This window comes from Spiroplasma endosymbiont of Seladonia tumulorum (assembly GCF_964020235.1).
Taxonomy (GTDB): Bacteria; Bacillota_I; Bacilli_A; order Mycoplasmatales; family Mycoplasmataceae; genus Spiroplasma.
In genome coordinates, this window is record NZ_OZ026545.1 from 1,206,388 (window position 1) to 1,218,401 (window position 12,014).

The window sequence follows — 12,014 nt, forward strand, 5'->3', positions numbered from 1 at the left end:
ATGATAGTGCTTATGCAACATTAGAAAGTTTAAACCGAGAAAAATATAATTATTCTTTTGGTCAATATATGCATTTTAAACCAGCACAAAAGCAGAAATTTAAAATAAAGCATCGTATTGAAGCATTCACAATGTTAATAAATACTAATCAATTAAAATGATTATGAGAAAAATGTCCTGTAAGTAAAACTCAATATGAATTAATTCAATGAGAAGATAAACCAGATGCCAGAGAAGAACGAATGTTGGACTTATACGATGATACATTTGATAGTGATTTTTATGCTTTACACTTTGAATTAGTACCAATGGTTAAACATAATAGTACAGCAGATTATAAATTATGACAACAAAGGGAGTGATTAACTTAATGAAAAAAGATATTTATGTAATACATGATGAGCGTGTAATAAATGCAAAAAGACCTTATATGTCTGTTTGTGGACAAGTTAAAAAAAGACTTTGTCAAGAATTAAAAAAAGATAATATTAGAGTGCACCCCAAAAAGTAAGTAAAATAAAAAAAGATTTTGCTAAATTTTTATAGGGGGTGCATTTTTATATGGCAAAAAAAGGACAAAAATATAACAAATATACATCAGAATTTAGAACAAAAATCATTGAGGAAATTAAACAAAAAAGTTGTTGAATAGTAGCAAAACAATATAATATAAATGCAAATACAGTAGAATCTTGATGAGCAAATCATAAAAAAGGAAAATTAAACAATCCTAAAGGACCTAAAATTTCTTTTGGCAAAAGAAATTTAGAATATTATATAACAAGGTATGAATTATTAAAAAAGCTCCATGACTTTTACAATTAAGCAAACTAAGAATTGTCTCTTTTATTAAACAAAATTTTTGTGAATATTCAATAAAATTATTACTAGAAGTAACAGGGTTAAAACGTAGTTATTGAGATAAATATAAAAATTATGACAGTAGCAAAAAAGATAAAAAAGCAATAAATGATATTGTAAAAGTCTATGAAGAAAATTTAAAACAATTTGGTTATCGAAGAATTACTAAATATTTAAAGGAAGATTATGGTATAAAATATAATTCAAAAAAAGTTTTAAGAATTATGCGTGATAATCAAATACAATCTGAATATGTAAGAAAAATGAGAAGAAAAATGAAATATAAACAGAATAAAGAAAAAAGCTTATTGCAATATCCTGATTTAATTAATCGTAAATTCAATGATATAAAAACAAGGTTTTCAGTACTATATACTGATGTAACATATTTAATTTGAAAAGGAGAAAGATATTATCAATCAACAATTATTGATGGATATACTAAAGAAATAGTTGATGTAAAGTGATCTAAATATAATGACAATAAATTAGTAATGGATAATTTAAATGATGCAATTAATAAAATAAAATTAATAAAAAAAGATCTGAATGGAATAATAATTCACTCAGATCACGGATATCAATATACATCCACTATTTATCACGATAAATGTTTATCTAACGGTATTACAATTTCAATGGGAAAAAATTACCACTGTGCAGATAATATTGTTATAGAAAGTTTTCATTCATTATTTAAGAAAGCTACAATCCATAATAAAATATATAATTCACATGAAGAATATATACAAGATGTTATAAAATGAAATACATGATATTCAAATCGTAAAGAAAAAGATATAATTAAAAAAAAGTAAATACTTTTTATTAGTACTTACTAAAATGGGTGCACTCTATATTGCAATATGTAAATTAAATTTATATAACGAATATATTAAAAGATATCAAAAAGTTAAAGTATGTGTTCAAGTTTTATCAAATGAACCAAATTTATTAACTGTAAATATAATTAATTATGCACTTATTTTAAAATTAAAGGAGCAAAATAACAATGAATAATACTTTCCCTAGTTTACCAAACTTAAATGATATTAATAGTGTTTTAAAATTTTATAATTATGATTGAACTATTAATTTAGCAAATATTATCGCTCGTCATCAAATGCGATTAATAAATGGTAAAGATATTTTATTTAAGTCGCATCGTAAAGATATTTTAGAAAAATTAAATTGATGATATGAAACTTATAAAATAAAAGAAAAATTAGATAAAAATGAATTAACAGCAAGTTTAATGGGTAAAACTATCTTTGGTTTATTAGAAACTAGTGATGGAAATATTGATTTATGAATTAACCCTTTTAACTTTACATCACGCGTAAGTAAAATAAACGAAATTGAACAAGGTGCCGATATTTGATTAAATTATCATCAATCAGATAGTGGTTTTATTTTAAATTTAATTTGTACCAAAGATAAAATAGTTATTAAAGGTTGACCTAAAAATAATGAAGTAGTTGTTGGGCAAAGTAAAACACAAATTAAAGATGATGTTAAACCTGTTTTAGTACAAGAATTTAAAAATAAATTAGGTATAGTACCTTTTTGAGAAATGATAAATGAACCTAATCCTTTATTTTTATCAACATCAACTACATTAAACCCATGACCTACAATGACAAATTGTTATAAATTACAATTTGATTTAGAAGATAGTTTTAATATTAAATCAAAAGAAAGATATGCAAATCGTACACATTGATATGGAATACTAAGTGATGATTTAATGACTGCTTATAACAAAGGTAATAAAAAAGTACTGCAAGATGTATTCGATGATATTTTTGTTCAATCAAGTTCATCAACAGTAGATGGTCAATTATCTCAATCTTTACAAGTAGTACAAGGGACACCAACCTTAGAAACATATACACAAGACCAAAAAGCAATTATTGAACAAGTATATATAGCATGTAATTTTTCTAGTCCTTTTGGTGATGCCTCAGATAGTGAAGAAAATAAAACCCAATCATTAATAAAAAAAACAAAAGACTTAGAAAAACAAGCATATTTACAAGCATATCGTAAACAATATTATACTAAGATGTTTGATACTGTTTTAAAATATTATGGTTTATGAGATGGTGTTGGTGAACGACCTTATGGTTTTGATTTTGTTAGTGCTAGTTTAGTTGACCAAATGCGACAAAATGAATTAATTACTGCTAGATTAGATAATGGCACAATGGAACCAATAAGAGCAATTACTGAATATGATAATATTGATGAATTAGAAGCAACCAAATATTTTGAAAAAATAGAAAAATGACAAGATAAAATGCAAGCCAAAGAAATAGACCATAATAATAAATTAATGGAATATGATGAAACTGGTAATAATCAAAATGCCTTACAAGGTAGAACAGAAATTAAGGAGAATTAAAAAATGAGTAGAATTAACCCAGGGGTTATGGAAGAATTAAGAAGACAAGCCCATGATACTTTAATAGATATTAGAGAAAATATAAGAGATAATAGACATTGAATGGTATTTCCTTTTAATGTTTATAGTTCATATATACCTGATACTGAAACTGGTTGAAAACCTAATAATGCAAAACCTAGTGATTATGGTAGCTATTCACGAATATTTGATAATATGGAAAGTACTATTGCACAATGACAAGGTAGTTTAAAAATAGTTCAAAAATATAAAGGTGAAGAAATTAATATTTTAACAATTGATGATTTTAATAAACAACCAATTAACTCAACTATATGAGCCAATAATGAAACACCTTTTGCGATAAAATTAAAAGATGAAAATAATAATGTTTATTGAAAATTAATTGATGGTGAAAACATTTATGATATTAATAGAATGTTAGAATACTTAAAACAATATAAATTAAGTTATTTTATTAATAATGATAATAAAGCCGATAATTTTTATACAAAAGAAGTTAAAGTTGGTAAATATTGAGATGCTTATATGATTGATGATAGAAGTTCAATTCAATTTGGTGATGCTAAATTTGAACAAGTATTTACTCAGCAATCAACAGAAAGACAATATACTTTATTAATTTTAGATGAAGATGCTGAAAAATTAAATATTAATGATTATTATAATTTTTATACTGTATTTAATGACCGTGGTTTAAATATTGGTGGTGGTGACATTAATTCTGCTCCCCAAGATAGACAATGATTATATCCATCAAATGTGATTAATTATTATTCACCATATGATGGTAGTTTTTTATGACAAGAAATTACCTTTTCAAGTATTAATGACAAAATTAGTAATAGTGGTTTATCAGTACGACAATTTATTCAAACAAGTGCCCCAGGTGAAGGCTATTGTTTTCCTAAAATAACTTATGATGAAAAACTAAATAAAGGTATTGTTGAATTAGATGAAATTTTATTAAAAGACCCAGGTGTTAGAGCAATGGCAGTTAAATTTTATGGTAATCCTATCTTTTTTGATATGCCTGTTATTGGGCGACCAATTATTAAAGGTGAATTTAATAAAAAAGTAATGAATTCAAGAGATTTATTAATGTATAACATGTTTCCTGCACCACCTGATAAAATAAATACTTATGCTTCACCCGAAGTAAGTTGATATAACATTCAAGGAATACAACCAACTATTATTACTGGATATAAAGATTGAAAAGAACATATTCAATCAATGTCTGATTTTTGAATTGAAAAAAATAATGAGGGTATGATAATAACAGATAAAGCAAGTTCAACAGCAACTAATCCAACTGTTGGAACAACTATTAAGGAAGAAAATTCAAATTCTAAGCCTTATTGGTCTAAAAATTGAATGATTACTCCACCAGATAAAGTAAAAGTAAATAGTGGAACTATTAATAACATTATTAGTACCCACGCATCATCATATTTTAGAAGAAAAGATGAATTTGGTAATACTGTTGGTCAAGTTCAAATTGAATATAATAAAATGGGTGCATGTAATGTTTGAGATATCTTAAATATGAATAATTTTATTAATCGTCAAATTACAGTATTACCTTTAAACTATACGCAAAAATTAGTATTTAATCCTTTTACGATACCTGCTATTGGAAAGTTTTTAAACTTTGTTTCGTTTGGTATTCCTTGGGACTGAATTGGTAATTTAACAATTACACAAGATGATAAATGACCTAATTTTCCATGACTTAATGGTTTTATGAGTGCTAATGTTTATAGTTTTTATAATGATGCCTTTTGAGGTGATAAGGCTGCTGGTAAAGGTTATTTACCATTTGAAATATTTAGAGAACAAGGAAATGATAAAATTGGTGCTATGATTGGTGCTAATGCTACTAGTTTTAGTTTTACTACTTTATTAACTGATAAAATACAAGGCAATGTTTTTGAAAAAGATGGTAAACCAACAGAACGAATAACTTATTCAACTTATAATTTAAAACAATTAAACCCTAAAACTAATCGTATTTATTTAATTAATGAATTAGTAAGAGCAGTTGATGCTCAAACACCAGTTAGTGATAGTGAAAAAGATAATGATTGCGAATTTTTACAAACACCTGATGGGACAAATTGTAGTTATATAATTGATATGTTTTCTATTCAAGCTTTATATAAAGGTAATTTTGAAATTATATTTTATGCTGATAACCCATATACAAATAATGAAGAAGATTATTTAAAATTATCAGTATGAAGTTTTCGTGGAAAAACAAAAAGCGTATTAAATAATTATTTACGCGATATGACAACTAACTATAAAACTAGTTTCTTATTACCTCATGATTATGAAATACCAACATTTAATTACCCACAGTATGTATTACCGCCAGTTTCATATAACTATTCAGAATATACAAAAGATATCTGAGATGCTAATGCAATTCAACCATTAAAAACTAAAATTACAGCACCAGCACAATGTAGAAAAGTTAACACTACATTATACTCTGATGTTAATTTGTTCTATAATGAATTTAATTCTGCTTATTATGAAACTGAAATAGATTTAAAACAAATCGATCCAACAATTCAAAGTATCAGTAAATTCCAAGATTCTTATAAAACGATTGAAATAAGTAATCTAGATAATTTACAAGTTGAATGTGGGCCACCAAATATAGGAAATTTTATTCCTAATAGAAATATTAATATTACTTTTGGTGGAGTTTCTGGATGTACTAATAAAAATCCATTGTCTAGTATAAAATTACTAGAAAGTGGTCATTCACAAACCGATAAAGTTAATTTTGATAATACAATAACTTTATATACTGATAATATCAGAGTAAATGATATTCAAACATTTTCTACTGCATATACTAATGGATTACCAAGTTATGATGATTATTTTAACAAATATATATCAAAAAATGAATTAACTATTAGAGTTTCTTTTACACTTAAATCAACAAAATTATTTAATAGTGATAAAGATGAAATTAAAAAAACAGAATTACAAGCATATTATACTAATGATATGAAATTAAAAATTAGATTTACAAAATTAATTTATGCAGAATTAATTTTAGGGGCAGATAGTTATTTAAGTTTTGGTAATGATAAAGATATTGTATTAGATGTTAATAACCCTAATGTTTTAGGTATTAGAAATAAAAGTGATAATCCAGTTAAAATTACAATAAAACCAATATAAAAATAAAAAGAGATGTAAATAGAGTGCACCCATTTTAGTAAGTACTAATAAAAAAAGTATTTACTATTTTTTTAATTATATCTTTTTCTTTACGATTTGAATATCATGTATTTCATTTTATAACATCTTGTATATATTCTTTATGTGAATTATATATTTTATTATGGATTGTAGCTTTCTTAAGTAATGAATGAAAACTTTCTATAACAATATTATCTGCACAGTGGTAATTTTTTCCCATTGAAATTGTAATACCGTTAGATAAACATTTATCGTGATAAATAGTGGATGTATATTGATATCCGTGATCTGAGTGAATTATTATTCCATTCAGATCTTTTTTTATTAATTTTATTTTATTAATTGCATCATTTAAATTATCCATTACTAATTTATTGTCATTATATTTAGATCACTTTACATCAACTATTTCTTTAGTATATCCATCAATAATTGTTGATTGATAATATCTTTCTCCTTTTCAAATTAAATATGTTACATCAGTATATAGTACTGAAAACCTTGTTTTTATATCATTGAATTTACGATTAATTAAATCAGGATATTGCAATAAGCTTTTTTCTTTATTCTGTTTATATTTCATTTTTCTTCTCATTTTTCTTACATATTCAGATTGTATTTGATTATCACGCATAATTCTTAAAACTTTTTTTGAATTATATTTTATACCATAATCTTCCTTTAAATATTTAGTAATTCCTCGATAACCAAATTGTTTTAAATTTTCTTCATAGACTTTTACAATATCATTTATTGCTTTTTTATATTTATCTCAATAACTACGTTTTAACCCTGTTACTTCTAGTAATAATTTTATTGAATATTCACAAAAATTTTGTTTAATAAAAGAGACAATTCTTAGTTTGCTTAATTGTAAAAGTCATGGAGCTTTTTTAATAATTCATACCTTGTTATATAATATTCTAAATTTCTTTTGGCAAAAGAAATTTTAGGTCCTTTAGGATTGTTTAATTTTCCTTTTTTATGATTTGCTCATCAAGATTCTACTGTATTTGCATTTATATTATATTGTTTTGCTACTATTCAACAACTTTTTTGTTTAATTTCCTCAATGATTTTTGTTCTAAATTCTGATGTATATTTGTTATATTTTTGTCCTTTTTTTGCCATATAAAAATGCACCCCCTATAAAAATTTAGCAAAATCTTTTTTTATTTTACTTACTTTTTGGGGTGCACTCTAAAAATCTCTTTTTCTATTCTCCATTAACTTTTACATTACCTTTATCATCAATAATTAAGGCAGGTACATTATCGGTTAAATTTCAACGATAAACTGATTTAAAATATGAACCATCATCAGCATATAAAGTATTATTTGTATTAATAATTCCGTATTTAATTAATAAAGTATAATAACGAAATCGTGATGGTTTAAAAATAAGACTATATTTAGCATAATTATCTATTTTTTTTTCATTATCTGTATAATTTAAAAATTTAATAATTCTTCAATCATTATTTTTATTACCACGCCATACTACATAATATCATTTATTATCAACATTATTAAATGGTTTTTCTTGTGATGCTATTCATTCTAAATTGTTTTTAATAGTTTCATTAGTTGTATTTATTTGGTTTTCTTTTTTTAATTTTTCTAATTCTTCTGGTGTATATTCTTGTGGTGTATTACAGGCAACTAAACTTGTTGTACTTGTTCCAATTAAAGTAATTGTTCCCAAAAGACTTAATATTTTTTTCATATTTTAATTATATTATACTATAGCCTATAGCTGCCATTAATTCTGGTTCTGTTATTTCTCAAATTGATGAAAAAATACTAATAGCTTTTTCACAAAATAATTGAAAAACATCTTCATGTATTAATACGCTACCGTTTTCTATTTGATTAAATAAAATATTAAAAATTTGTTCCCCCGTCATTGAAATTTCTGTAGTTTGATCTAGAATAAATTCACCTTCACTGTCTCTTCATGGATCTCTAACATAATAAGTATCTTCAAGTATATTTTCTTTATTTGGCTTGATTCCAACAATTAATGCAGAATGAGAAGCGTTATTAAATATTTGGCCATAATATTCTAAATCAAAAAAACCACCAAAAATAACAGGGACTTGTCTAGAAAGAGATTCCCATATTAAATGTCTTATCCACATTCTTTTTTCTATATCATTTAATCTATTTCAAAATAATCGAGTTAAATCAATTTCCTTTAAATTATATCCCAAACTTTCCTTAATTATCGGATTTGTGTTAAATAATTCAATTACATCTGATAACGAAACACCTTCATCATTTATGCTGTCTGAAAAAAAACTTGTAATTTCTTCTTGTTCCATTTCTTTAAGATCTTTATTATTAAGAATATTATTATCAAATATATTTTTTAAAATTGCAATAACACATCATAAATTAGCTATTTGAAATTGCATTGGTTTTTTCATGCTAGTTTTTCTTAAATCAATTAACACATCTTCTAATATTGGATATGTTATTTCTTGTCTTTTAACTCTATTTAAATTTTTTAAATTATTTGTTTGTAAATAACTAATTTCATTATTTTCTAATTTAGTTTCTTCTTTTTGATAAGGACTAGCGGCAATTGTTGTTGATACAGCAGTGCCACTAATTGTTAATACACTTAATAAACTAAGTAATTTTTTCATACTTGTTTTTCTCCTTTTTTTAGTCTTGAAACATTACTCAAGATCTACCTGCATTATATATATATATATATATATATACAAGCAAAATTAGCGCTTATTTTAATAAATTTATCTTTTAAAATACTCTTAATTACGCGTTTTAAGGGCTAAATTAGCAGTAAAATATATTAAGTTATATTTTCTTCTTCTCTATATTAATAGTTGTATTATTAAAATAATAGTGTAAAATAATATTAATGGTTTATCCTTTTAACAAAAAAGTAATTTACGGTTTATGCTTTCCGCCTTAAAAAGACTTATGCTGACTTGTTATTCGAACAAGAATAAAAAAAGAGAGGTTTATAAAATGGCACTTACAAAAGAACAATTAATCGAACAAGGTTTAAGTGAAGAAATTGTAGATAATATTTTAAATGAATTTCATAATGAAACAAAACAAATTATTGAAGGTATACAAAAACGAAAAGATACTATTTCAAAAGAAGATTATTTAAAAGTTGCTAATGAATTAGATGAATTAAAAGCATTTAAAGATGTTCCATCTACTAAAATTGAAGATATTAAAACTAATTTAGAAAAAGTTAGTGGTAGTTCTTTATCTGAAAAAAATGCAAACTTTAAAAGAATTAAAACCTGATTTGTTTGTACAAGAACAACCAGCAGTTTCACCAACTAATTTTATTAAAGATATGATTGAAAAGTCTACTGAAAATAAGAATGATGAAATTGAAACTATTAAAGAAAAAGGAGCATATACTCCTGATGAAATTAAAAAAATAACTGATTATACACTTAAAAACCTTAGATAATAAGGGAGTGAAATATTATGGCAACAATTAATTTGCCACAAGTACCTTTTATATTACAAGGTAATACAACAGACCAAAAAGCGTATGTTGATATGGTTAATGCTTTATTGCGTGGACCTTTATATAATGAATATGCAAGTATTATGCAGTATGCTACTGCAACCGCAGAACAAGTTGCTTGATTACCAAATGCTGGTCAAGCACTATATAATTTAACTCATCGTGTGGTATGACAAGATGATTATTCATTACCAAATGGTGGGACAACTCAAACAATGGGATTAACAAGAATTCCAGTTCCTATTGATAAAAGATTTAATTTAAAATTAATGAATGAAGCTTTTGACTTAGCATTAATAGAACAAAATATTAAAAATGGCGTTATTGCTGATGCTATTTCTAGTGTTGTACAGAATAAATTTGTTAATTTAGAATGTGAATTAATTCAGGCTATTTATGATTATTGTTTAGCAGATGGTCAATATGAAGTAATTCCATTTTGTAGTTATACAGCTGAAAATGCTGATGATGCAAATAGAGCATTCTTTACATTAAATGAAACTTTGATTGAATTAACAAATCAAATTAGTAATTTATATTTTGGTTTGCCAACTGATAAAATGTTTATGGTTTTAGGTCGTAGGGCGTATTTAGGATTAACACCTGCTTATTTAAAAGTAATTGGTTCACAAGCTCAATTAAAAGCAATGGTTAATGGTGAATTATATGAAAATACTGCAATGGGTATTCCTGTATCAAAAAGTTTTCATTTAGAAAAAACATATACAAAAGGACAAGTTAACCGTGATAAAGGTTATAATTTTACTAATGTAAATGGTTTATTTTTAAATAAACAAGTATGAGCATATCCAATTAATATGGATACTATTCAACAAGTTTTAGATAATGATACTGCTAACCCTAAATGAATTGGTAAAGTTCAATATGCAACACCAACTATTTTATATCCAAAAACATGTAAAATTATTTTGGAAAAACAACCAAGCCAAGATGAAATTACTGCCGCTAAAAGTAATCTAAATAAAACTTTTAGAGTTCCAGTTGATTATCTAATTTCAGCAACAAAACCAGAATCAAAACCAAATAATCAAGGTTAATATAAAATGAATTTACTAATATTACGCGTTTTAACTTTATTAGTATCTAATTTAGAAAATAAACCTTTAATAAGTAAATTTGTAAATTTAATTAATAGAGTTAATCAAGTTAAAAATAAAATATTAAAGCCAATTAATTATATTAGTGATAAATATAATAAAATTACAAATAAAGTTGAAGATATTTATCAGTGATTAAATCCATTTACTTATTTAGATTTAATTAAAAAAGGTCATAAAAAAGAAATACAACAAATATTAAGTCAATTAGAAAAAGATAATAATATTAAAAATAGAGAACAATTTAAAAATGAAAATTATTTAAATACTAATTGACAACCTTTAAATAGTAGTTGGCTTGATAGTGGTATGTTTAATATTACAAATAAGTTAACTTTAACAGGTAATTTAACTATTTTAATATATACAAAAACAGCAAAACATCCGAAATTTTATGGTCCATATGTTTATCCTAGTGTTCCAGTTGAAATTTGAAAATTATTAAGTAATGCTGTATCTAATGCAGGAACTTTATTTTGGCGTTATTGATTAAGAAAATGATTACCTAGTCATTTAAGAAATTATATTAAAAAACGATTACCACAAGCATTAAAAGAAAAATATCCCAAAGGAACTACTAAATTAACATTACCAACAGTTCAAAAATTACAACAAATTAAAAAGTTTATTAATAATTTTAAAATTGGACATTTTAATTTTAATTTTGCTGGTGAAATTAATAATAAAAAATGATATTGTGAACGCCGAAGTGATGTTAAAAATATTAAGAATTTATATAAAACACCAGTTAAAAATATGTTTTACAAAACTAATCAAACTATTAAAACAATTAAGAAAACAAAAACAAGAGTTAATAGTTATAAGCCAAGTAATTTTTAAAAAAAATATCGTAATCAATTAAGAG

General features: G+C 24.3%; 15 protein-coding genes. 11 read left to right on the forward strand and 4 right to left on the reverse strand.

Features of this window, described 5'->3' with window-relative positions:
* Positions 1 to 68: 68 nt before the first annotated feature.
* From AACL22_RS07680 to AACL22_RS07710, 7 genes are all read left to right on the forward strand, one after another.
* Entirely contained in the window at positions 69 to 371 is a 303-nt protein-coding gene (locus tag AACL22_RS07680; RefSeq protein ID WP_338991028.1) for a hypothetical protein, read from the forward strand.
* Positions 371 to 511, forward strand: coding sequence for a hypothetical protein (locus AACL22_RS07685; protein WP_338991031.1), 141 nt, complete (start codon positions 371 to 373; stop codon positions 509 to 511). The genes AACL22_RS07680 and AACL22_RS07685 overlap by 1 nt, the downstream gene beginning before the upstream one ends.
* Positions 512 to 561: 50 nt before the next feature.
* Entirely contained in the window at positions 562 to 825 is a 264-nt protein-coding gene (locus tag AACL22_RS07690) for a hypothetical protein (RefSeq protein WP_338991034.1), read from the forward strand.
* Positions 826 to 965: 140 nt separating this feature from the next.
* Positions 966 to 1,679 carry an IS3 family transposase gene (locus AACL22_RS07695; protein WP_338993039.1) on the forward strand — a complete coding sequence of 238 codons (714 nt, stop codon included), beginning with the start codon at positions 966 to 968 and terminating at the stop codon, positions 1,677 to 1,679.
* A gap of 25 nt (positions 1,680 to 1,704) precedes the next feature.
* Positions 1,705 to 1,881, forward strand: coding sequence for a hypothetical protein (locus AACL22_RS07700; protein WP_338991036.1), 177 nt, complete (start codon positions 1,705 to 1,707; stop codon positions 1,879 to 1,881).
* Complete coding sequence (locus AACL22_RS07705) at positions 1,874 to 3,265, forward strand: hypothetical protein (protein WP_338991040.1); 1,392 nt, start codon at positions 1,874 to 1,876, stop codon at positions 3,263 to 3,265. Before AACL22_RS07700 ends, AACL22_RS07705 begins: the two co-directional genes overlap by 8 nt.
* A 3-nt stretch (positions 3,266 to 3,268) precedes the next feature.
* Complete coding sequence (locus AACL22_RS07710; protein WP_338991043.1) at positions 3,269 to 6,490, forward strand: hypothetical protein; 3,222 nt, start codon at positions 3,269 to 3,271, stop codon at positions 6,488 to 6,490.
* A 34-nt stretch (positions 6,491 to 6,524) separates the two neighbouring features.
* On the opposite strand, the gene AACL22_RS07715 is transcribed toward AACL22_RS07710, so the two are convergent.
* The 4 genes from AACL22_RS07715 to AACL22_RS07730 all read right to left on the reverse strand — a co-directional run bounded on the left by AACL22_RS07715 (position 6,525) and on the right by AACL22_RS07730 (position 9,162).
* Positions 6,525 to 7,433 carry an IS3 family transposase gene (locus AACL22_RS07715; RefSeq protein WP_338993040.1) on the reverse strand — a complete coding sequence of 303 codons (909 nt, stop codon included), beginning with the start codon at positions 7,431 to 7,433 and terminating at the stop codon, positions 6,525 to 6,527.
* A complete protein-coding gene (locus tag AACL22_RS07720; RefSeq protein WP_338991045.1) occupies positions 7,379 to 7,642 on the reverse strand; it encodes a hypothetical protein in 264 nt (87 codons plus the stop codon). Before AACL22_RS07720 ends, AACL22_RS07715 begins: the two co-directional genes overlap by 55 nt.
* Positions 7,643 to 7,727: 85 nt before the next feature.
* The gene (locus AACL22_RS07725; protein WP_338991048.1) at positions 7,728 to 8,237 is read right to left on the reverse strand and encodes a lipoprotein; all 510 of its coding nucleotides are present in this window, start codon (positions 8,235 to 8,237) and stop codon (positions 7,728 to 7,730) included.
* Positions 8,238 to 8,244: 7 nt separating this feature from the next.
* Positions 8,245 to 9,162 (reverse strand): hypothetical protein, encoded by a 918-nt coding sequence (locus AACL22_RS07730; RefSeq protein ID WP_338991051.1) that lies wholly within the window; start codon positions 9,160 to 9,162, stop codon positions 8,245 to 8,247.
* A gap of 346 nt (positions 9,163 to 9,508) precedes the next feature.
* Between AACL22_RS07730 and AACL22_RS07735 the strand changes: the two genes are divergently transcribed.
* From AACL22_RS07735 to AACL22_RS07750, 4 genes are read left to right on the forward strand one after another with little or no spacing between them, the layout of a single operon-like run.
* Positions 9,509 to 9,838 (forward strand): hypothetical protein, encoded by a 330-nt coding sequence (locus tag AACL22_RS07735; RefSeq protein WP_338991054.1) that lies wholly within the window; start codon positions 9,509 to 9,511, stop codon positions 9,836 to 9,838.
* Entirely contained in the window at positions 9,801 to 9,971 is a 171-nt protein-coding gene (locus AACL22_RS07740) for a hypothetical protein (protein ID WP_338991056.1), read from the forward strand. The genes AACL22_RS07735 and AACL22_RS07740 overlap by 38 nt, the downstream gene beginning before the upstream one ends.
* 17 nt (positions 9,972 to 9,988) lie before the next feature.
* Positions 9,989 to 11,089 carry a hypothetical protein gene (locus AACL22_RS07745; RefSeq protein ID WP_338991057.1) on the forward strand — a complete coding sequence of 367 codons (1,101 nt, stop codon included), beginning with the start codon at positions 9,989 to 9,991 and terminating at the stop codon, positions 11,087 to 11,089.
* 6 nt (positions 11,090 to 11,095) lie between these two features.
* The gene (locus AACL22_RS07750) at positions 11,096 to 11,989 is read left to right on the forward strand and encodes a hypothetical protein (protein ID WP_338991059.1); all 894 of its coding nucleotides are present in this window, start codon (positions 11,096 to 11,098) and stop codon (positions 11,987 to 11,989) included.
* The last annotated feature ends 25 nt before the right edge of the window (positions 11,990 to 12,014 follow it).